Raw genomic sequence first — 21,412 nt, 5'->3', positions numbered from 1 at the left:
CTGGCTTAGCCCTGCTGCTGGCTGGCAATAAAGGAGCGCCAGCCGCCGAAGCTGGTGATGTTGCGCGCCCCACTCAAGGCGTACGGCTCGCAGATAAAACCTTTAACGCTGCGGCCATCGGTCAGGCTCAGGTTGCCGATGCCCAGTGGTGCAGGGATCTCGGCGACGAACTCGCCAAAGCGTGCCAGGGGGATGTCCCACAGCTCGACGATGATCGCTGCGCCATCGGCGGTTACCCGCGCCAGCCCAGGTTTGGGCGGTACGGTGCCGGGTAGGGCGTAAAGGTTGTAGCTTGGTGCGGTGAGGGTCTGCTCCACCAGTACTGCATCGCGACTGGTTAGCTGATGGTTCAGTGGCATGCCGGTGAGGTGCGCGCCGACCACCGCCACCCGTACGCAGCCGGGTGCAGGCGAGTTGCTCGGCGTTGCAGCGGGTAGGGCGCGGCCAGTGGCGCCGAGCGGCAGATTGAGTGCGTGTTGCCAGCGTTGGCCGAAGGCGGCCAGGGCTTGGTCATGCCAGGCTGGCGCGATCAGGGTGATGCCGGCTGGCAGCCCGTCGCTGCGCATGCCCGCCGGTAGCGCCAGGGCGCTGAGGTCGGCGAGGTTGGTGAAGTTGGTGTAAGTGCCGAACTGGCTGTTGAACAGCACGGGTTCGGCTTCCATCTCGGCGAGAGTGCGAATGGTCGGTGAGGTCGGTACCACCAAGGCGTCGAAACCGGCCAGCGCATCGTTAATCTGTCGGCTCAGTTCGGCGCGGATGTATTCGGCTTTGTAGGCATCGCAGGCGCTGTATTTCAGACCGTTCTCGACGATGCCGCGCACTACCGGGTTGATCGCGTGCGGCTGGTTCTTGAGCATGTCATCGAGGGCGACCGCGCGCTCGGCGACCCAGGATCCGTAATAGAGCTGCTCGGCCAGGGCGCGGAATGGGCTGAAGTCGATTGGGGTGATTGTTGCGCCCAGTTCGCGCAAGCGCTTGATGGCCTGCTCGAAGACCGCCTGGTTCTGGCTGTCGCCAAAGAACTCCAGTTGATCGGGAATGGCCAGCTTGGGCGCCGCCGGCATGTTGACTGGCGCGCGGTTGGGATTCTGCCGCGAGTAGGCATCGCTGGCGTCATAACCGCCGGCGATCTGGGCGACGCACTGAGCGTCGGCCACGGTCAGGGCAAAGATTGAAATGCAGTCGAGGCTGCGGCATGCCGGTACCAGGCCGGTCGTCGACAACCAGCCTTTGCTCGGCTTGAGCCCGACAATATTGTTGAAACCAGCGGGTACACGCCCGGAACCGGCGGTGTCGGTGCCCAGTGCAAATGGCACCAGGCCGCGCGCCACCACACTGGCTGAACCGGAGCTGGAGCCGCCGCTGACATAAGCAGCGTTGAAGCTATTGGCCACGGCGCCATAAGGCGAGCGGGTGCCGACCAGGCCGGTGGCGAATTGGTCGAGGTTGGTCTTGCCGATAAGAATGGCGCCGGCCGCACGCAGCTTGGCCACCACTGTGGCGTCGGTTGCAGCGGTGTAGGCGAACTCAGGGCAGGCGGCCGTGGTGGGCCAGCCAGCGGCGTCGATATTGTCCTTGATGGCGAAGGGCACGCCATACAGCGGTAACGTGCTCAGTTCGCCGTTGGCACTTTCCAGCAAGGTGGACAAACCATCGAGCTGGGCGTTGAGCTGAGCCTCGCTGGCCAGCGCAATCCAGGCGTTATCCGCCGCGCTCAATTCAAGGCGCAGGTGGTGCAGCAGTTCGGCCGGTGACTGGCCGTCGCGGAAAGCCTGTTGCCAGTCGGCGAGAGTGAAGGCGATAGGGGCGTTGGACATGCTCTGAAATCCCATCTTGTATCCAAGTGATGGAATGCTTAGAGCAAGCCCGGTGCCAGGTTTGATAAGTTGTTTTATTTCAACGAGTTAGCTTGGGTTTTTGGCGTTATAGCGCGGGGCGTCGGGCGCTTGATGCACCGCGGCGGGGCTGCTTGCCAGCTTATGGTGCGCTGCTCAGGCGGCCCGGCATACATTCGGGCTGGATCAGAGGGCGAGGTAGTTCTTTACCCCGGTAAAGATGATCTGAGCGGCCAGCGCGCACACGAACAGGCCCATCAGGCGGCTGACGATTTGTAGGCCTTGGTCGCCCAGCAGGCGTTCGAACTGGTTGGACATATACAACACCACGCCCACGGTGAAGCTGGCCAACGCAATGCCCAGCACGGCCACGGCTTTATCGCCCCAGTCCGGTTGGCTGGCGCCCATCAGCAGCAGTGCACCGATGGTGCCGGGCCCGACAGTGAGCGGAATGGTCAGCGGGACGATGGTCACGTCCTGCTGTACGTTGTCGCTCTGCACCGCCGACTTGCCTTGAGCCATGCCCAGCGCCGAGATAAACAGTACGCTGCCTGCACCGATACGGAAGGCGTCGATGGTGATGCCGAACAGGGTGAAGATGTGCTTGCCGAACAGGTACAGCAACACGCTGGCGATCAGTACACCGAGGGCTACTTTCCAGGCCAGGCGCTTACGCTCTTTGACCGTGTAGCCGCGACTCAAGCCGATAAAGCACGACAGCACGAAGAACGGGCTGTAGAGCACCAGCAGTTTCAAATACAGGCTGAATAGCGCGGACGCCATGGGACAGACTCGCTTGGCAAAAGAACGGGCAGGGTAAGAGCGTAGCGGCCGTGGGGCAACCCACGGCGTCAATCAGGAGGTCAGGGCGTCGCGTTGCCGGCGGATTTCCCGCTCGATGACCCAGTGTTCGATCAGCTCGCGCAGCTGTGACATTTCCACCGGTTTGGACATGTGCCCATCCATGCCGGCCTGGCGTGCCCGCTCTTTGTGCTCATTGAGGATGTGCGCCGTGAGTGCCACCACCGGCGTGCGCGAACGCTGTTCGGCGGCCTCCCAGGCGCGCAGTTGCTCGGTGGCGGAGAAGCCGTCGAGCACGGGCATTTCGCAGTCCATCAGCACCAGGTCGTATTGCTGGGCTTTCATTGCACTGAGGGCTTCTTCGCCGTTGCTGGCGGTGTCCGGCTGCAGTTTGAGTTTGCCGAGCATGCCGCGAATCACCTTGGTGGAGATGGTGTTGTCCTCGGCCACCAAAATGCGGAAGTCGCTGGGCACGTTCAATGGCGCACTGACCGGCGCTGGGCTGAACATTGGCGAGTCGCCCTTGCCGCGCTGCGCTAATTCATCGGCCAGGGTGGTTTTCAGGGTGTAACCGGCTACTGGCTTGGCCAGAATGCGTTTGATCCCGGCGTTGCGCGCGATGATCTTGCTCGGCGCGTTGCTGATGCCGGTGAGCATGATCACCAGAATGTCGTGATTGAGGTTGGCGTCTTCCTTGATCCGTGCGGCCAGTTGCATACCGGTCATGCCGGGCATGTCCTGATCGAGCAGCACCGCATCGAAGTATTCGCGCAGATGCGCCTTGGTGCGCAGCAGGGCCATGGCTTCCTTGCCCGATGGCACGGCGCTGACCTGCATGCCCCAGGCGCTGCATTGCTGCACCAAGACTTTGCGGCAGGTGTCGTTGTCGTCCACCACCAGCAGGCGCGCGCCTTGCAACGAGGCGTCGAGGTCGGCGGTGGGTTGCTCCAGGCGCGTGGCGTCCAGCGGCAGGGTCAGCCACAGGGTCGAGCCCTGACTGCCACCGCTTTGGATGCCGAATTCGCCTTCCATCAGGCGTACCAACTGGCGGGCGATGATCAGGCCCAGGCGACCGCCGAGTTTGGTTGCGGCGAGGAAGTCCTTGCTGTGCAGTTCGGCGTTGAGCAGGGCGTCACGTTCACTGGCGTCCAGCGGCTTGCCGCTGTCCTGCACGGCAATACGCAAACGCGGTTGCTCGCCGGTGGTGTCGAGGGCCACCACCAACAGGATTTCGCCTTCGTCGGTTTGTTTGAAGGCGTTATCCAGCAGGCTTAAAAGGGTTTGGCGCAGGCGCGTGGGGTCGCCGCTGATGACCCGTGGCACTTGCGGCTGCATAAAGCTGATCAGCTCGACCTTCTGCTGTTCGGCCTTGGCGCGGAAGATATCCAGGCAGTCTTCGATTAGCGCGTTTAGATCGAACTGCACGTCATCCAGCTCTATCTGTCCGGACTCGAGCTTGGAGATGTCGAGGATTTCGTTGATCAGGGTCAGCAGCTCGTTGCCTGAGCTGTGGATGGTTTGTACGTAATCGCGTTGTTTGGCCGAGAGTGGGGTGCCGAGCAGCAGCTCGGTCATGCCCAGTACGCCATTCATCGGTGTGCGGATTTCGTGGCTGATCTTGGCGAGAAACTCCGCCTTGGCTTTCAGTTCTGCGGAGCTGGCGGCGAGCGCGCGGCTGATGCTGAAATGGTCCTGCATGATGCGTCGCTGTCGCTCGCTCAACGCCATGCTGAGGATAAACCCGCTGGTTACCGTGACAGCCAGCAGGCCGTAGGCCATCCATTCACTCTGCACTGACCAGTAGCCGAAGAAAATCGGCAGGGCGCAGATAAACGCCGCGCAAAACAACAGCACGGCCAGGCTGAACAAGCGCGCTGGTTGGTAGCCGTGCCGCCAGTGACTCAATGACACCAGCAGGATGCTTAGACCGGCGACGATGGTGAGCAGGTAGACCAACTGATTGAATTGCAGGTTGGTGGCCACCAGCAAGATCACGCAAAGCACACCGATAACCACGACTTCGCCGGTCAGCAGGTGGTTCAGTGGCGTGCGGGGGCAGACCTTGTTGAAGAAACTGGCGGTAAAACACAAGGCGCAGAGTGTGGCGAGCAGCATCGACAGATTGGCGATTTGCGGTTGCAGGCTCTGCCAATCACTTAGCCAGGGCGTGCTGATGCCAAGTAGGCTAACCACTGCGACCAACTGGCAGGTTTGTGTTGCCGCCAGCCATAACCCACTGGCGGCGCGGGTATAGATGAAACGCACGACGTTGTAAGCCACCAGCATGCCGAGGCAGCCGAGCAGCAGGCCGAAGAGCAGCGGGCGATTGTCATCGGCGGCCATCGCTTGGGCGCTTTGCAGCGTAATGCTGGGGCGCAGCGCGTGTTCCGATGCCAGGCGCAGGTAGATATCCAGCGGCTGTTCGGCCTTGGGCAGCGGCAGGAGAAAATCACGGCTGGCCAGCGGTCGACTGGAAAATGGCAGGTTGTTGCCGGTGTGAGCCTGCTCAATCAGCGTGTCGCCTTGCAGCACATACAGATCGAGGTAGGCCAGGTAGGGGGCGAATACACGCAACATCTGCGCATCGCTATTGGCCGGCAGGCGGTGGTGCAGCCACAGTGCAGTGTCGCCGCCAGGGGTGTACAGCTGAGTCAGGTCGGTGGGGTGGAACTGCGCTTGACGCTCGGGGCGGAGCACGTCATTGAATTGCAGCGCGGCGTGCGGGTCGATGAAACTCGACCAGGATGGCTGTGGCTCTGCCTGAGCTGACGCTACAGTGAGCGCCATCAGCAGCGTGCTGAGTAGCAGGTAGGTGGCAATCCTCAGCCGGCGCACAGTGAAGTCCCTTCAATAATAAGTGGTCGGATTATAGCCAAGCTGTCCGTCAGGGAAATATGACAAAGGCGGCCAAATGACCACCTTTGTCGTGTTTTACCCTTTATTTACCTTCACTTTGCTCCGCGCTCGCGGGCAATGGCGCGGTAACCAATATCGCTGCGGTAGAAGCTGCCGCTCCAACGGACTTTCTCCGCCAGGCGATAGGCCTGCTGCTGCGCCTCCTCAACCGTCCGGCCGATGGCGGTGGCGCAAAGCACACGACCGCCGGCAGTGACGATCTGGCCGTCCTTCAACGCCGTGCCAGCATGGAACACTTTACCGTCCAGTTGCGCGGCAGCGTCCAGCCCTTCGATCACATCGCCCTTGGCGTAGTCGGCCGGGTAACCGCCAGCGGCGATCACCACGCCCACCGTCGGGCGTGGGTCCCAGGTCGCTTCAACCTTGTCCAGTGCCTTGGCCAGTGCGGCCTCGACCAGCAGCACCAAGGAGGATTCCAGGCGCACCATGATCGGCTGGGTTTCCGGGTCGCCGAAGCGGCAGTTGAACTCGATGACTTTCGGGTTGCCGGCTTTGTCGATCATCAGTCCAGCGTAGAGAAAACCGGTGTAGACGTTGCCTTCGTTAGCCATGCCGCGCACGGTGGGGTAGATCACTTCATCCATTACGCGCTTGTGCACGTCAGCGGTGACCACTGGGGCCGGAGAGTAAGCGCCCATGCCGCCGGTGTTCGGGCCGCTGTCGCCGTCGCCGACACGCTTGTGGTCCTGGCTGGTGGCCATTGGCAGCACGTTGGCGCCATCGACCATGACGATAAAGCTGGCCTCTTCGCCGTCGAGAAACTCTTCGATCACTACGCGTGAGCCGGCTTCGCCGAAGGCATTGCCAGCGAGCATGTCGCGCACGGCGTCTTCCGCTTCTTGCAAGGTCATGGCGACGATGACGCCTTTACCGGCGGCCAGGCCGTCGGCCTTGATCACGATGGGCGCGCCAACCTTTTGCAGGTAAGCCAGTGCTGGCTCGACTTCGGTGAAGTTCTGGTAGTCGGCCGTTGGAATCTGCTGGCGAGCGAGGAAGTCTTTGGTGAAAGCCTTCGAGCCTTCCAGCTGCGCGGCGGCGGCGGTGGGGCCGAAGATATCCAGCTTGCGTGAGCGGAACAGATCGACCACGCCGGCCACCAGTGGCGCTTCCGGGCCGACGATGGTCAGTTGCACGTTCTTTTCAGCGAAGTCGGCCAGCTGTTCGATGGCCAGCACATCGATGGCGATGTTTTCACATTTGGCTTCGGTGGCGGTGCCGGCGTTGCCGGGGGCGACGAAGACTTTGTTGACGCGCTTGTCCTGCGCCACTTTCCAGGCCAGGGCGTGTTCACGACCGCCGCTGCCGATGATCAATACGTTCATGTCTCTCTCCCTCTGGAGGCGGGCCGGTGGCCCGATTGGTGGATAGATAAAGCGCTATCCACCCTACAAAACGGTGTTGGGTATCGCTGCGCTCAACCCAACCTACAAATTTGTTCTTTACGATCTTTCGGGCCGTGATGGGGCGGGTGGATGCTAGGCGCGGATGGCTTCGATAAGCGCAGTTGCCGGCTGGCAATGAGCATTAGCGAAGTCGTCCGCAACAACGCAGACGCCTGCTCCAGCGTGGCCATGCCACTTAGTGACGGAAGTGGCGCATACCTGTGAAGACCATGGCGATGCCGGCTTCGTCGGCGGCGGCGATCACTTCCGCATCGCGCATCGAGCCGCCCGGCTGGATCACCGCAGTAATGCCATTGGCCGCCGCGTTGTCCAGGCCGTCGCGGAACGGGAAGAAGGCGTCAGAAGCCATCACCGAGCCGGCGACTTGCAGGCCAGCATGCTCGGCTTTGATTGCAGCTATACGCGCGGAGTTGACGCGGCTCATCTGGCCAGCGCCGACACCGATGGTCTGACGGCCTTTGGCGTAGACAATGGCGTTGGACTTAACAAATTTGGCCACTTTCCAGGCGAAGATCAGGTCGTGCACTTCCTGCTCGCTCGGCGCGCGCTGGGTGACGATTCTCAGGTCTTCTGCCTTGATCATGCCGATGTCGCGGCTCTGTACCAGTAGGCCACCGTTAACGCGCTTGAAGTCCCAGCCGGCGCTGCGCTCGGCTGGCCATTCGCCGCACTCGAGCAAGCGGACGTTGGCTTTGGCGGCGACGATAGCGCGGGCTTCAGCACTGATTTTCGGCGCGATGATCACTTCAACAAACTGACGCTCGACGATAGCCTGGGCGGTGGCGCCGTCCAGCTCGCGGTTAAAGGCGATGATGCCGCCGAAAGCCGACTCGGTGTCGGTGGCGTAGGCCAGCTCATAGGCTTGGCGGATGCCGCCTTCGCTGTCCAGGGCCACGGCCACGCCACAGGGATTGGCGTGCTTGACGATGACGCAGGCGGGCTTAACAAAACTCTTCACGCACTCCAGCGCGGCGTCGGTGTCGGCCACGTTATTGAACGACAGCTCCTTGCCTTGCAGCTGGATGGCGCTGGCGATGCTGGCCTCACCCTTCTGTGCTTCAACATAGAACGCCGCGCTCTGGTGCGGGTTCTCGCCGTAGCGCATTTCCTGAGCCTTGATGAACTGGCTGTTAAAGGTCTGTGGGAAGGCGCCGCGCTCTTCGGTGGAGAGAGTGTCGCGGCTTTGGTCGATAGTGCCCAGGTAGTTGGCGATCATGCCGTCGTAGGCGGCGGTGTGCTCGAAGGCCTTGAGCATCAAAGCGAAGCGCTCGGCATAGCTCAGGCCGCCGGCTTTCAGCGACTCAACGATACCTGCGTAGTCACCCGCGTTGACCACGATGGCCACGTCTTTGTGGTTCTTCGCCGCAGAGCGGACCATGGTTGGGCCGCCAATGTCGATGTTCTCGATGGCGTCAGGCAAGGTGCAGCCCGGTTTGGCCACCGTAGCGGCGAAGGGGTAAAGGTTGACTGCAACCAAGTCGATCGGCTTGATACCGTGCTCGCTCATGATGCCGTCATCGATACCGCGACGTCCGAGGATGCCGCCGTGGATCATCGGGTGCAGGGTCTTCACCCGGCCGTCCATCATTTCTGCGAAACCGGTGTAGTCGGCCACTTCCACGGCGGCAACGCCGTTGTCCTTGAGCAGCTTGTAGGTACCGCCGGTGGAGAGGATTTCCACATTGAGGGCGACGAGCTCACGGGCAAACTCAAGGATGCCGGTCTTGTCGGAAACACTGATCAAGGCACGGCGAACGGGGAGGCGGGTGGTCTGGTCGGTCATTTCAGAATCCATCAGAGCAGGAGTATGAGCAAAGGAAGCTTCAGCAAAAAGGGCGGCTCATGTGGGCCGCCCTTTTCGGGAGTTCGGGGTTACAGCAGGTCGTATTGCTTGAGCTTTTTACGCAGGGTGCCGCGATTCAGGCCCAGTAGTTCAGAGGCCTTGGTCTGGTTGCCCTTGACGTAATTCATCACGGTTTCCAGCAAGGGCGCTTCCACTTCGGTGAGCACCAAGTTGTAAACGTCACTGACGTCTGCGCCCTCAAGGTGGGCGAAGTAGTTGTGCAAGGCTTTCTCAACACTGCCGCGCAGGGTTTGCCCCTCTTCGCTAGGCGTATTGAGATGCTGCTTTAAACTGCTGTTGTCACTCACGGGAGCCATCGCACTTCCTAAAGTCTCAGTCAACATCGTCATGCGGCCACCCCTTCTCCATTGTTATGCCGTTCGCTGAAGAACTCGCGAACGTTGGCGCACTGCGCGTCCGTACTGTCCAGACGATTGAACTGGGCGCGGAACTCCTTGGCGCCCGGCAAGGTTGCGAGATACCAACTGACATGCTTGCGGGCGATACGTACGCCCATTACATCGCCGTAGAAGGCGTGCAGTGCAGCCAGGTGTTCAAGCAGAATACGTTCCACTTCGAGCAGGCTGGGTGCCGGGAGGTGTTCACCGGTACGCAGGTAATGCTCGATTTCACGGAATATCCAGGGCCGGCCTTGAGCCGCGCGCCCGATCAGCAGGCCATCTGCACCGGTCGCCGCCAGCACGGCCTTGGCCTTCTCGGGCGAATCGATGTCGCCATTGGCCATGACCGGAATTGACACCGCCTGCTTGATCGCGGCGATGGTGTCGTACTCGGCCTCGCCCATGTACAGGTCGGCGCGGGTGCGGCCATGCACCGCCAGGGCGACAATGCCGGCGTCTTCGGCGATTTTCGCCACGTTGATGCCGTTTTTGTTCTCGCGGTCCCAGCCGGTGCGAATCTTCAGGGTTACCGGCACATTCACCGCGGTAACCACCGCCTGAAGGATTTCGCGGACCAATGTTTCGTCTTTCAGCAGAGCGGAGCCGGCGGCCTTGTTGCAGACCTTTTTGGCCGGGCAGCCCATGTTGATGTCGATAATCTGCGCGCCCATCTCTACATTGCGCCGCGCTGCTTCAGCCAGCATCTCAGGGTCGCCCCCGGCGATCTGTACCGAGCGTGGCTCGGGATCGCCGCTGTGCATCATGCGCAAGCTCGACTTGCGGGTGTTCCACAGGCGCACGTCGCTGGTGACCATTTCCGACACCACCAGGCCTGCACCCATGCGCTTGCACAGCTGGCGAAATGGCTGGTCCGTGACGCCCGCCATGGGGGCGAGGATCAACGAGTTTGGCAATGTGTAGGGGCCGATGCGTAGCGCCGACATAGGGCTTCCCTGCTCAAGAGACCTGCTGTTGAACAATTAGGAGAGTGCGAAAAAGGGTGGGCATGATACCCGCTCTGGATGACCGGAGAAAGGCTGTTTTGAACAAATTCTGAACAGCTCTGGGCTTATCGCGAAGGGTTTGGTTGCGGCGGGTTCTCAAGCAATCCGCCGCGTACAGACTATTCCGGCGAGTGGAAGCTCAGGCTGTAGTTCACCGCCTGGTTGCCTGGGTCGAGGATGTCCAGGGAGATATGAATGGGTGTTTGTGGCGGCATTTCCGCATTGCCGGCCAGCTCGCCTGCTAGGTATTCGCTGGGTTTGAAGCGGCGGCTGGCCAGTAGCTGGCCGTTGATATCGGCAAAGCGCATTTCCAGCAGCGGGAAGGGCTGGGAGAACGCTGCGCGGTTGTAGAGGATGGCGTCGACTACCAGTGCGCCACTGAATTCTGGGTGGCTGCGCACCACCAGATTGCTGCTCTTGATCTGGGTGATATCGACCTTGGACGGCAGTTGGCAGCCGATTGCCGGGCACAGTTGCTCGAACCAAGGACGATATTGGTCTTGGCGCGCCAGCTCGTTGAAGTGGTAAATCACGTACTGTCCAGCCAAGGCGCTGGCCCCGATTAGGTTCAGCAGGCCCCAGCCGATCCAGCGGCCCCAAGGTTTTTGCGGTTGTTGCCAGTCCAGCTGCAGTGGCTCGTCATCCAGCTCAAACAGGTGCTCGTCACGCAGTTCGGGTTCGCTGCGTGGTGCCTTCTTCGGCGCGGCCGGCTTAGCCAGGGCCGCGCTTTCATCATCGTCACGCTGTGCAGTGAAAGGTTTGTGCGTGGCGTGCAGCTCAATGTGTTCGATTTCAGGCGCTGGCGGCGCGACGCGGCGGTCGTTAGCGCGAAGGTTGTAAGGCGGTTGCGCTGCGAGCGGGGCTGCTGGCGTCAGCTCCGCGGCTGCAGGTTCTACAGGCGACTGCGCCGGTATCGCAGAGGCGGTGATTTGCGCGATTGCTGGAGGCGCGTCCTGCAATGTCAGGTGGCTGGACGGTTTGGGCTGTTCATCCTGCAGCAGGGCTTCAGCCCAGCGCTCGTCATGGGGGTCATGCTCGACGGGTTGCGCGGTCAGAAAGCTTTCGTTGTAGTGGGGTGCGCTATCAATCGCCAGAAACTGCTTGGACAGCTGCTGTTCCTGGGCTTCCAGCTTAGCCAGCTCTTCGTCCAGGTCGAGGCCGTCGAGGTCCAGGTCGTCATGAATCCACAAAGTGTCGCTGCCGGTTTTGCTGCTAAGCGGCGCGACTGATACTGCCGGCGCGACACTCGGCGCTACTGGCTGGGGTGTTGGCGCTGCAGGCGGTTTGCTGGGCAGTGGCGTTGCTGCCTGCGCCGCAGGGCTGGCGGGCAATTGTTGGCCTTGTTCGCGCAACTGCTGCGCGGCATTAAACACATGCAGGCAGGCCCCGCAGCGCACAGCACCATGGGCAGCGCCCAGCTGCGTGAGGCTCACGCGAAAGCTGGTGCGGCAATGGGGGCACTGGGTGACGAAACTCTGGGTCATGCGGGGATCCGGCGGCCTGCGCTCAGGCGAAACAAGGCGGTTAGTCTAACGCAAGTGCTTAGCAATGCAGCAGCTGTGCACACTCGAGCGGTTAGCGGCGTACGCCGCTGATGCGCACCCAGCCATCTTTATCGGCCGTAGGGTCGAGGATAAAGGCCTCGTCGTAGGCGGCACGCACCTCTTCGGCTTGTTCGGCCAGGATGCCTGACAGCGCCAGGCGGCCGTTGGCCTTGACCAAACGGGTGATCTGCGGCGCGAGCGCCACCAGGGGGCCGGCGAGAATGTTGGCCACCACCACGTCGGCAGGCTCTTGTGGCATGTTCTCGGGCAGGTAGAGCGGGAAGCGCGCGGGATCAATGCCATTGCGCCCGGCATTATCACGCGAGGCCTCGATGGCTTGGATGTCGATGTCGGTGCCCACCGCGTGCGGTGCGCCGAGTAGCAGGGCGGCAATGGCGAGGATGCCCGAACCGCAACCGAAGTCGATCACGCTGCAATCTTGCAGGTTCTGACCGTCTAGCCATTCCAGGCACAGTGCGGTGGTGGGGTGGGTGCCGGTACCGAATGCGAGGCCTGGGTCGAGCAGCAGGTTAACGGCGTCCGGCTCGGGAGCGGCATGCCAGCTGGGCACGATCCACAGGCGCTGGCCGAAGCGCATCGGCTGGAAACCATCCATCCAGCTGCGTTCCCAGTCCTGGTCGGCAATCACTTCAGCGTGATGCTCGGGCAGCTCGGCGTCGGTCAGCAGCTTTAGATGGGCAAATACCGCGTTTTCGTCGGTATCGGCTTCAAACAGGGCGAGCAAGTGGGTGTGCGACCACAGTGGAGTGGTGCCCAGGTCCGGCTCGAAAATCGGCTGGTCTTCGGCGTCCATAAAGGTCACCGAGACGGCGCCCACTTCCAGTAGCGCGTCTTCGTAGGTTTCGGCCTGCTCCGGGGTGATGGCGAGACGGACTTGTAACCAGGGCATGGGAAACCTCGAGAGCGTTGTGGCGTGATAGCGCAAATTGGCGCGCAGCTTACTTGAAGCCTGGGGTCACCTGCCACCGCTGCAGGCCCGAAACGACAAGGGCTGCCGAATGGCAGCCCTTGTTTAGCATTTCAGTCATGACATCGCGAGCTAGAGCGGGACAAGGCAAAAACGGGCGAGGAAGCGGAGTTTACGTCTGTAAATGAGCATTCCTCGGGCGTTTTTAACGCAGTACCGCCGACGCGCAGCAGGTCATGGGGCTTAGTGCTTATCCATGCCTAGCTTTTTCTCTAGGTAATGGATGTTTACACCGCCTTTGCAGAAGCCTTTGTCGCGGACCAGCATGCGGTGCAGCGGCACGTTGGTTTTGATGCCGTCGACCACGATCTCGTCCAGGGCGTTGCGCATACGGGCCATGGCCTCGTCGCGGGTGGCGCCGTAGGTGATGATCTTGCCGATCAGCGAGTCGTAGTGCGGTGGCACGGTGTAGCCGCTGTACAGGTGCGAGTCGACACGTACGCCATTACCGCCTGGAGCATGGAAGTGCTTCACCTTGCCGGGGCAGGGCATGAAGTTGTCCGGGTCTTCGGCGTTGATGCGGCATTCCAGCGAATGGCCACGAATCACTACGTCACTCTGCTTGAACGACAGCTTGTTGCCAGCGGCGATGCTGAGCATCTCCTTGACGATGTCGATGCCGGTGACCATTTCCGAAACCGGATGCTCAACCTGTACGCGGGTGTTCATCTCGATAAAGTAGAAATGACCATCTTCGTAGAGGAACTCGAAGGTGCCAGCGCCGCGATAACCGATTTCGATGCAGGCATCGACGCAGCGTTGCAGCACTTCGGCGCGAGCTTTTTCATCGATGCCCGGGGCTGGTGCTTCTTCCAATACCTTTTGGTGGCGACGCTGCAGTGAGCAGTCACGGTCACCCAGGTGGATGGCGTTGCCCTGGCCGTCGGAGAGAACCTGGACTTCGACGTGACGGGGGTTACCGAGGAATTTTTCCAGGTAGACCATCGGGTTGCCGAACACCGAGCCGGCTTCGCTGCGAGTCAGCTTGGCCGATTTGATCAGGTCTTCTTCTTTGAACACCACGCGCATGCCGCGGCCACCGCCGCCGCCAGCGGCCTTGATGATGACCGGGTAACCGACGTCGCGGGCAATTTGTAGGGCAGTCTCTTCGTCTTCCGGCAGCGGGCCGTCGGAGCCAGGCACGACCGGCACGCCGGCGCGTTTCATGGCGTCTTTAGCGGAGACCTTGTCGCCCATCAGGCGGATGGTTTCGGCAGTTGGACCGACAAAGGCGAAACCGGATTTTTCCACCTGTTCGGCGAAGTCGGCGTTTTCTGCAAGGAAGCCATAACCAGGGTGAATGGCGGTTGCACCGGTCACCTCGGCAGCGGCGATAATCGCCGGAATCTGCAGGTAAGAAAGCGCGCCAGAGGCGGGGCCAATGCAGACGGATTCGTCAGCCAGGCCCAAGTGCATCAGTTCGCGGTCGGCGGTGGAGTGCACCGCGACAGTCTTGATGCCCAGCTCTTTACAGGCGCGCAAGATGCGCAAGGCAATCTCGCCGCGGTTGGCGATCAGAACTTTTTCCAACATCGCTGGCTCTCCGCGGTTCAAACGATGGTGAACAGAGGCTGGTCGTATTCCACCGGCTGGCCGTTCTCGCCCAGGATGGATTCGATCACGCCGCTAGTTTCAGCCTCGATGTGGTTCATCATTTTCATCGCTTCAACGATGCAGAGGATGTCGCCCTTTTTCACGCTCGAACCCACTTCGACGAAGTTGCCCGACGTTGGCCCAGAGGCGCGGTAGAAGGTGCCGACCATCGGCGAACGCACCACGGTGCCGTTCAGCTTGGCTGCAGCCGGAGCGGCTGCTTCAGCTGCGACCGGAGCGGCAGCGGGGGCTGCTGGTGCTGGTGCTGGTGCTGGCGCTGGGGCGTACATCGGCTGTTGCATAAAGGCCGGTTGCTTGCTGTGACGACTGATGCGCACGGATTCTTCGCCTTCGCGAATCTCCAGCTCGTCGATACCGGATTCTTCCAGCAGCTCGATCAGTTTTTTGACTTTACGAATATCCATAGTGGTTCAACTCCCGGTGAGGTCAGGGGCGCTTAAGTTCAAGTTGTTCGAGTGCAGCCTCCAGGGCCAGTCGGTAACCACTGGCGCCAAGGCCGCAGATCACGCCTACAGCTACATCTGAAAAGTAGGAGTGATGGCGGAAAGCTTCGCGTTTGTGCACGTTGGACAAATGCACTTCGATGAATGGGATGCTCACCGCCAGCAATGCGTCACGTAATGCGACGCTGGTGTGAGTAAAAGCGGCAGGATTGATCAGAATAAAGTCGACACCTTCGCTCTGGGCGGCGTGAATCCGTTCGATCAGCTCGTATTCTGCGTTGCTCTGCAGGTACAGCAGGTGGTGGCCGGCCTCGCGGGCGCGGCGTTCGAGATCAAGGTTGATCTGCTCCAGGGTGACGGCGCCATAGACCCCTGGCTCGCGGGTGCCGAGCAAGTTGAGGTTGGGGCCGTGCAATACCAACAAGGTCGCCATGATCCTTCATCCTTATTTCTACTGTGCGGGACTATGCCGCGACAGCGCGGAGCTGTCCAGTTCTCAGCAATAGTCGACACGATGGACGTAGATTGCGGCAGATATATGACTGCTGGCGCTAAAATCGTTCGCGCGCGGTGGTTAGGCGGGCGGCAAAGGTCGCCGCATCCACTTCCCCTACGACACGCAAATCCAGCCATTCGTCACCCTTGGTGTCGAATAGCAAAATAGCCGGGGGGCCAAACAGCTGGTAGCGGTCGAGTAGGGCGCGTTGTTCAGGGTTGCTTGCGGTGATGTCGAAACGTACCAGTTGATAGTCGCTCAGCTGGCGGCCGACCTCGGGGGCTGCCAACACTTCGCGTTCGATCACTTTGCAGCTGATGCACCAATCGGCGTACCAATCGAGCAGCAGCGGCTTGCTACTGTTCTTGGCTGTGAGCAGCGCCGCGTCTAGCTCGGCAGGCGTGCTGATGGTTTGCCACTGGCCTGAGTGCACCTGAGTGGCGGCGGTGCTGCTGACCATGCGTCCGAGTGGACGCAGTGGATCATCCTGCCCCTGCAGCGCGCCAACCCAGGCGACTAGGGCGTAGATCAGCAGTGGCAGGCCAAGCAGCTGTGCAAATTTTTGGTGATGGGTTTTTGGTGTGAGCTCCAGCGTACCGAGCCAGAGGGCCACGCCTGCGGCCAGCAGCCCCCACAGGGCCAGGCTGACCGGGCCGGGCACCACGCGTTCGAGCAGCCAGATCGCCACCGCCATTAGTAGCGCACCAAACAGGTTGCGCACCGTAATCATCCAGGTACCGGATTTTGGCAGCAGGGTGCCGCCGCCGACGGCAAACAACACCAGCGGCGCGCCCATGCCCAAGCCCAGCGCCAGCAGTTTAAGACCGCCGCCGAGAGCGTCGCCGCTCGCGCTGATATACAGCAGTGCGCCTGCCAGCGGCGCGGATACGCAGGGTGAAACCAGCACGCTGGAGAGCACGCCCAGGGCCGCTGCGCTCACGATCGTGCCGCCTTTCAAACGCTGGCTCAGGCGCTGTAGCGGGCCGTCAATGGCGGCCGGCAGGCGCAGTTCGAGGAAGCCCAGGCTAGCGGCACCGAACAGCGCGAAGAAAATCGCAAAAGGCACCAGTACCCAGGGCGATTGCAGGCGTGCTTGCAAATTGAGTTCGGCGCCAAACAGCCCCATCAACGCGCCGAGGATGGCAAAGCTCAGGGCCATCGGCAGTACGTAGGCCAGCGATAGCACCAGGCTGCGTAGGCCGCCTGGTCGTCCGCGCAGCACTACACCGGTGAGGATCGGCAGCATTGGCAGCACGCAAGGCGTGAAGGTCAGCGCCAGACCGCCGAGGAAGAACAGTGCCAGGTCGGTCCAGCGCCATGGCGTTGTGGTATCAGTTGCGTCGTTGTTGGCGATTGCGCCGCCGCCAATCGCCAACACTTCAGTTTCGGGCGGGTAGCACAGGCCTTTGTCTGCGCAGCCCTGATAGTTGACGCTGAGGTTGAAGGGCCGGTTATCGGGATTGTCGACCGGCACCTCGACATCGAGCACCTCGTAATACACCTCGACATCACCGAAGAACTCATCGTGCTTGGCCTGGCCTGCCGGCAGAATGGCTTGGCCCAGGCGGAGATCGGCCGGCTCACTGCTGAAGCTGAAGCGATGCCGGTAGAGGTAATAGCCCTCGGCGGCGACAAAGCGCACTTTGATTGACTCGCTGGAGCTGCTGATCAGGCTCAGCTTGAATGCTTCGCTCACCGGCAAGAAATCGGCGCTGTTGTTGAGCGGCGCACCCAGTTGTGCCGGGGCGGGCGGCTTGTCGAACAAGCTGGCGCTGGCAGGTAGTACGACCAGAAGCAGAATTAGGCTGAGTAAACGGTGCATGGCAGGCTCATGATGCGGGAGTCGCCGCATCATAGCGGAGGCAGATCGTTCAAGGCACGGTTGAGGCTGTAAGCGGTCTTGTCAGCGCGCCGGATGGTGCGCGACAGATTGCCGACAACGACCATTAACAGGCCGTCTAAAAACGTTGGCGAGGCAGCTAGCGCAAGGCAAAAACAGGCGAAAAAGCGGAGTTTACGAGTTGTAAATGAGCATTTCGAGCCTGTTTTTAACGCCGCGATGGCAACGCAGATAGTTTTCAGCAGCCTGTTAGACGCGAAACGCCTGCACCGCGGTGTGCAGTTGACCGCCGAGTTGCAACAGTTGCTCGCCCTGCTGACGACCTTCGCCGATGCGTTGCAGATTATCGCCCCCCAACTGGTGGATACGCTCGCTGTGCCCGCGAATCTCGCTGACGGCGTCGCTTTGCTGGGCGGTGGCATCGGCGATGCGCTCGGCCATGTTGGCGATGGTGCGGATGGCCACGACGATTTCATCCAGCGCGCCATCAGCTGCCTGGGCTTGGCTGGCGGTGATTTCGGCATGCTCGACCTGGGTGCGCATCGCCCGTACTGACTGTAAGGCGGCCTGTTGCAGGCGCCCGATCAGCTCCTGAATCTGCGCTGTCGCACCGCTGGTACGTTGCGACAGCGAGCGCACCTCATCGGCGACCACGGCAAAGCCGCGACCCATCTCGCCGGCCCGCGCGGCTTCGATGGCGGCATTCAGGGCCAGTAGATTGGTTTGCTCGGCAATGCCGCGAATCACGGTGAGCACGTTGCCGATGGTGGCGGTTTCCTCAGCCAGTTGTTCGATGGCCTGGGCGTTGCCTTGCACTTCACTGACCAGCCCATGCAGACCGGTGAGGCTCTGCCCGATAACCTGCTGGCCCTGTTCCAGTGCGCGATTGGCATCGTAGCTGGCGCCGGCGGCTTGGCTGGCATCGCCGGCTACTTGTTGGATGGTGGTCTGTAGCTCGCCCAGGGCATCGCGGATTTGTGCAGTGTCGCCGGCCTGACGTTCGGCGCCGCCATGCAAACCACCGCTAAGATCCGCCAGGGTGCGGCTGGAGCCGACCACCTGCTCGGCATGCCGGCGAATGGTGCCGACCAAATCAACCAAGTAGGCGCGCAGGCGGTTCAGTGACTCTTCGATGTCGCGTAACTCCTGGGTGCGCGAGTCGAGGTGGATGTCGGCGGCGAAATCGCCCTGGGCCCAAGTCGACAGCGCCGGTGCCAGATGGCTGAGCACGCGGGTGAGGCGGCGTTGAAGGGTGTCGATGATCAGTGCAATCAACAGAATCAGGCCGATCATCAAGCCAAGTATCAGCTGCACCTCGCCCTGAATGCGCCCGTGTTCGGCACGTACCAAGGGCTCCAGCGCCGCCAGTGCTTGCTGCACCTGGTCGATCTGGGTGCGGGTGCTGTTGGCCAGAGCGCTGCGCTGTTCAATCAGGCTGCGGGTGCGTTGCAGCTCGCCGGGGTAACGGCTGATCAGGTTGGCCAGGTCGCGTTTGAGGGCGATGCCACTGTCTTCGGCTTGGCTGCTCTCGCTGCTGGCGTCCAGCCCGAGCAGATCGGCAAATGAGTCACTGGACGATTGGCTGGCATCGACCACGCCGAGCAGCGGCAAATCGCCGATTGCCTGCGCCTGTTTGCTCAGGGAAGTCAGCTCGCGTTCGAGCTCGCTGGCCAGCTCGCTGCGGCCGCTGCGCACCAGCTTGTCGCGGGCGTGAGCCAGGCGGGTGAGATGGCGTGCCGCGCTAAGCAGCGGTCTGTGGTAATCGGTCGCGGCGCTGGCTGCGGCGCTGTCGGCGTACTGCGCGAGTTGCTCAAGGGTCGCGTCCATCTCGCGCTCGGCCTGCAGCAGCAGGCCTTGCGGGTCGGCGGAGAGCTTGCCAGCAGCCAGCAGTTGGTTGGCGCTAAAGGCTTTGAGCTCGGCGAGGCTTGGACGCAGGTTAGCGGCCAATTGTGCGGGCAGTTCGGTCGTGGCCTGTTCGAGGTTGTCCAGCGATTGCAGGGCGGCGCTGTGGCGCAGGGCGTCGCCGTTTTCCAGGTAAGCGCTGATGTTCTGTGCGGCTTCGCCCTGAAATTGCTGGGACAGGCTCAGGTAGCGCGTCATCAGCAAGTAAGGGCGTTCCAGAGCGCGCTGCGACCACCAAAGGGTGATGGCCAGGGCCACGCAAACGGTAACCAGCAGCAAGGTATTAAGGTTGGTAAAGGATTTCAGGCGCATGAGGCTCGACCGATGACGAACGGTTCCGGCCGCCGACGCATGCGTCAAGGCGGCTACTAAGCTTCAGAATTTATTGCTTTTTCATGACCGCAATATGACGGCGCCGACTGCGTCACAGTTTTCTGCTGGGTGATCGCAGGTGGCTCAGGGGAAGCGCACTCAGTCGCCCTGATAGATCGCCACCTGATTACGCCCGCCGTGTTTGGCCACATATAGCGCCAGATCGGCCTGTTGCGAGAGCAGTTTGCCGTCCAGCTTTGGCGCCAACTGAGCGATGCCGCAGCTGAAGGTGCAGGACAGGTCATTCGGCTGCGCCGAGTACTGGATTTCCGCGAAACGCTGACGAATCTCATCAAGCACTCGGTAAGCCGATTCGGCGTCTGTGTCGGGCATTACTACGGCGAACTCTTCACCACCGTAACGGCCGATATGGTCGCTCTTGCGCAGGCGCTGTTTGAGAAACAGCGCCAAACTCTTGATCACCCGGTCGCCCATGGGGTGGCCGTAGGTGTCGTTAACCTTCTTGAAGAAGTCGATGTCGATCATCGCAAAGCTCAGCGGTTGACCGTCACGCTCGGCGCGAAAGCGTGCATCTTCAAGCAGCTGCAAGGTGTGGGTGTGGTTGTACAGGCCGGTTAGGCTGTCGCGCACCATGCGTGCCTTGAGGTTGCGTGCGCGGGCTGCACGGTTACGTACCGTGGCAATTAGATGGCGCGGTTTGATTGGTTTGGTCAGGAAGTCGTCGCCGCCTTCACTCATCGCATCGAGTTGTTTGTCCAGATCATCTTCGGCCGACAGGTAGATGATCGGTACGCTGACATAACGGTCGTTGTGGCGGATCACCTGGGCCAACTCGGGGCCGTCGCACTCGGGCATGTACATGTCGAGGATGATCAGGTCTGGCTGAAAGTCGGCCAGGTGGCTCATGGCCTGGATGGGCTCGATAAGCGTACGAGTGACGATACCGGCGCTGTTGAGTACGCGCTCGGTGTGCGTGGCTTGAGCCCGCGAGTCGTCGATGATCAGCACCTTATAGGGCTCGTACTGCGAAACGTGGGTCAGCACCTCGATGCGCTCGAACAGGTTCGAGGCGTCCAGGCTGCCGGTGAAGAACTCCTGGCCGCCAGCACGCACGGCAGATAGGCGGGTCATGGTGTCGGTGTCTTCCGGGCTGAAGAACAGCAGCGGAATCGGGTGCTCAAGACCTTCTTGTACGCTCTTGGCGAGGAGCAGGCCGCACCCTGGGCCAGAGAAATCGACTTCCATCAGGATCGCGGCCGGGTGGCGTTCAAGCATGGCGTTGCGAAATGCGTTGGCGCTGTCCAGTGCGATGGCGGTCATGCCGAAAAACTCCAGCCGCTGCACCAGTTGCTCGGCGCGCTCCATATGCTGCAGAGCCAGGTATATCGGTTTGCGCAAGGGTGGCAGCACGGTTTGCTCAAAGCGATCGCCGTGGCGTAAGCCGGTGCGTGATAGGCGCTGCAGGAGCTGGTTAAGCTGGCTGATCAGTTCGCTGTTGAGGCGGCCGCGGTTGTCTGCCACCAGTTGCAGGCAGCTATTGATCTCGCCTGCCAGCTGGCTGTGGTCGGCCTGATCAAAGCGTTCGGCATAGCGCTGCAGCAGCTGCGTCGCTTCGCGCAGTTCGCCCATCCCGGTTTCGTTCCATTCGCTGCGCTGCAGGCGCTGCCAAACCTCCAAGACCTGGCGTGCCTGATTGATCACGCGCTGGGCGAAGTGCTGCTTGAGGCGGTCGCGGCTGGGGTCTTCTTGCTCGATCATGGCCCGGTTTCGTTTATCGCAGCGTTTTGCCGCAGGTGATGGCTTAGTGCTAGCAATGCTAACACCGACATTTTTTTTTGCGAGCACCGTCGATCTATTGGCGTCGGCCTTCTGTCTATAACATCACATATACGCCATCGGCTTAACCGACGCTAAGTTTGCCGTTCTTCGCTGCGCACTGAGCCGCGCTTCACTTATAGTGCAAGGCAGTTGCGCAACCCTGCTGAGTGGTTGTGGTCAAACGAGCAGCCTCCGATTTGTGTCGTACGGTGGCACGCTTGCTACTTGGGT

At 61.3% G+C, this 21,412-nt stretch carries 14 protein-coding genes and 1 pseudogene; all 15 read right to left on the bottom strand.

What is annotated here, in order from left to right; translation table 11 throughout:
- Positions 1–5 precede the first annotated feature (5 nt).
- The 15 genes and pseudogenes from atzF to D8779_RS04275 all read right to left on the bottom strand — a co-directional run bounded on the left by atzF (position 6) and on the right by D8779_RS04275 (position 21,121).
- On the bottom strand, positions 6–1,817 hold the full coding sequence (gene atzF, locus D8779_RS04345; RefSeq protein WP_205895781.1) for an allophanate hydrolase: 1,812 nt from the start codon (positions 1,815–1,817) through the stop codon (positions 6–8).
- A 204-nt stretch (positions 1,818–2,021) separates the two neighbouring features.
- On the bottom strand, positions 2,022–2,618 hold the full coding sequence (locus D8779_RS04340) for a MarC family protein (RefSeq protein ID WP_136663226.1): 597 nt from the start codon (positions 2,616–2,618) through the stop codon (positions 2,022–2,024).
- 72 nt (positions 2,619–2,690) lie between these two features.
- Complete coding sequence (locus D8779_RS04335; RefSeq protein WP_205895780.1) at positions 2,691–5,471, bottom strand: hybrid sensor histidine kinase/response regulator; 2,781 nt, start codon at positions 5,469–5,471, stop codon at positions 2,691–2,693.
- A gap of 113 nt (positions 5,472–5,584) precedes the next feature.
- Positions 5,585–6,874 carry a phosphoribosylamine--glycine ligase gene (gene purD / locus D8779_RS04330; protein WP_136663225.1) on the bottom strand — a complete coding sequence of 430 codons (1,290 nt, stop codon included), beginning with the start codon at positions 6,872–6,874 and terminating at the stop codon, positions 5,585–5,587.
- A gap of 256 nt (positions 6,875–7,130) precedes the next feature.
- On the bottom strand, positions 7,131–8,738 hold the full coding sequence (purH, locus tag D8779_RS04325) for a bifunctional phosphoribosylaminoimidazolecarboxamide formyltransferase/IMP cyclohydrolase (protein ID WP_136663224.1): 1,608 nt from the start codon (positions 8,736–8,738) through the stop codon (positions 7,131–7,133).
- 89 nt (positions 8,739–8,827) lie between these two features.
- The gene (gene fis / locus D8779_RS04320) at positions 8,828–9,148 is read right to left on the bottom strand and encodes a DNA-binding transcriptional regulator Fis (protein ID WP_136663223.1); all 321 of its coding nucleotides are present in this window, start codon (positions 9,146–9,148) and stop codon (positions 8,828–8,830) included.
- On the bottom strand, positions 9,145–10,143 hold the full coding sequence (dusB, locus tag D8779_RS04315; RefSeq protein ID WP_136663222.1) for a tRNA dihydrouridine synthase DusB: 999 nt from the start codon (positions 10,141–10,143) through the stop codon (positions 9,145–9,147). The genes fis and dusB overlap by 4 nt, the downstream gene beginning before the upstream one ends.
- A gap of 179 nt (positions 10,144–10,322) precedes the next feature.
- A complete protein-coding gene (locus D8779_RS04310) occupies positions 10,323–11,687 on the bottom strand; it encodes a DUF3426 domain-containing protein (RefSeq protein ID WP_136663221.1) in 1,365 nt (454 codons plus the stop codon).
- A 91-nt stretch (positions 11,688–11,778) separates the two neighbouring features.
- Positions 11,779–12,657, bottom strand: coding sequence for a 50S ribosomal protein L11 methyltransferase (gene prmA, locus D8779_RS04305; RefSeq protein ID WP_136663220.1), 879 nt, complete (start codon positions 12,655–12,657; stop codon positions 11,779–11,781).
- Positions 12,658–12,918: 261 nt separating this feature from the next.
- On the bottom strand, positions 12,919–14,268 hold the full coding sequence (gene accC / locus D8779_RS04300) for an acetyl-CoA carboxylase biotin carboxylase subunit (RefSeq protein ID WP_136663219.1): 1,350 nt from the start codon (positions 14,266–14,268) through the stop codon (positions 12,919–12,921).
- 17 nt (positions 14,269–14,285) lie between these two features.
- Positions 14,286–14,753: an acetyl-CoA carboxylase biotin carboxyl carrier protein gene (gene accB / locus D8779_RS04295; protein ID WP_136663218.1), complete on the bottom strand. Its 468-nt coding sequence runs from the start codon at positions 14,751–14,753 to the stop codon at positions 14,286–14,288.
- Between the two features lie 22 nt (positions 14,754–14,775).
- Positions 14,776–15,225, bottom strand: coding sequence for a type II 3-dehydroquinate dehydratase (aroQ, locus tag D8779_RS04290; RefSeq protein ID WP_136663217.1), 450 nt, complete (start codon positions 15,223–15,225; stop codon positions 14,776–14,778).
- Positions 15,226–15,343: 118 nt separating this feature from the next.
- Positions 15,344–17,110, bottom strand: coding sequence for a protein-disulfide reductase DsbD (locus tag D8779_RS04285; RefSeq protein ID WP_136663216.1), 1,767 nt, complete (start codon positions 17,108–17,110; stop codon positions 15,344–15,346).
- A 267-nt stretch (positions 17,111–17,377) separates the two neighbouring features.
- Positions 17,378–17,893, bottom strand: a pseudogene (locus D8779_RS21020) (methyl-accepting chemotaxis protein); the annotation flags it as partial.
- Positions 17,894–19,501: 1,608 nt separating this feature from the next.
- Positions 19,502–21,121: a diguanylate cyclase gene (locus tag D8779_RS04275; protein ID WP_136663214.1), complete on the bottom strand. Its 1,620-nt coding sequence runs from the start codon at positions 21,119–21,121 to the stop codon at positions 19,502–19,504.
- Between the last annotated feature and the right edge of the window lie 291 nt (positions 21,122–21,412).

It is taken from the genome of Pseudomonas leptonychotis, from assembly GCF_004920405.1.
GTDB classification, from domain to species: Bacteria; Pseudomonadota; Gammaproteobacteria; order Pseudomonadales; family Pseudomonadaceae; genus Aquipseudomonas; species Aquipseudomonas leptonychotis.
This window is presented reverse-complemented; position numbering and strand designations above follow the sequence as displayed.

What these genes read in the sequence shown, in the direction of transcription:
- atzF (WP_205895781.1), bottom strand. Translation starts at nt 1,817, where the DNA reads ATGTCCAACGCCCCTATCGCCTTCACTCTCGCCGACTGGCAACAGGCT.
- D8779_RS04310 (WP_136663221.1), bottom strand. Translation starts at nt 11,687, where the DNA reads ATGACCCAGAGTTTCGTCACCCAGTGCCCCCATTGCCGCACCAGCTTT.
- dusB (WP_136663222.1), bottom strand. Translation starts at nt 10,143, where the DNA reads ATGTCGGCGCTACGCATCGGCCCCTACACATTGCCAAACTCGTTGATC.
- purH (WP_136663224.1), bottom strand. Translation starts at nt 8,738, where the DNA reads ATGACCGACCAGACCACCCGCCTCCCCGTTCGCCGTGCCTTGATCAGT.
- D8779_RS04275 (WP_136663214.1), bottom strand. Translation starts at nt 21,121, where the DNA reads ATGATCGAGCAAGAAGACCCCAGCCGCGACCGCCTCAAGCAGCACTTC.
- fis (WP_136663223.1), bottom strand. Translation starts at nt 9,148, where the DNA reads ATGACGATGTTGACTGAGACTTTAGGAAGTGCGATGGCTCCCGTGAGT.
- purD (WP_136663225.1), bottom strand. Translation starts at nt 6,874, where the DNA reads ATGAACGTATTGATCATCGGCAGCGGCGGTCGTGAACACGCCCTGGCC.
- accB (WP_136663218.1), bottom strand. Translation starts at nt 14,753, where the DNA reads ATGGATATTCGTAAAGTCAAAAAACTGATCGAGCTGCTGGAAGAATCC.
- prmA (WP_136663220.1), bottom strand. Translation starts at nt 12,657, where the DNA reads ATGCCCTGGTTACAAGTCCGTCTCGCCATCACCCCGGAGCAGGCCGAA.
- D8779_RS04285 (WP_136663216.1), bottom strand. Translation starts at nt 17,110, where the DNA reads ATGCACCGTTTACTCAGCCTAATTCTGCTTCTGGTCGTACTACCTGCC.
- aroQ (WP_136663217.1), bottom strand. Translation starts at nt 15,225, where the DNA reads ATGGCGACCTTGTTGGTATTGCACGGCCCCAACCTCAACTTGCTCGGC.
- accC (WP_136663219.1), bottom strand. Translation starts at nt 14,268, where the DNA reads ATGTTGGAAAAAGTTCTGATCGCCAACCGCGGCGAGATTGCCTTGCGC.
- D8779_RS04340 (WP_136663226.1), bottom strand. Translation starts at nt 2,618, where the DNA reads ATGGCGTCCGCGCTATTCAGCCTGTATTTGAAACTGCTGGTGCTCTAC.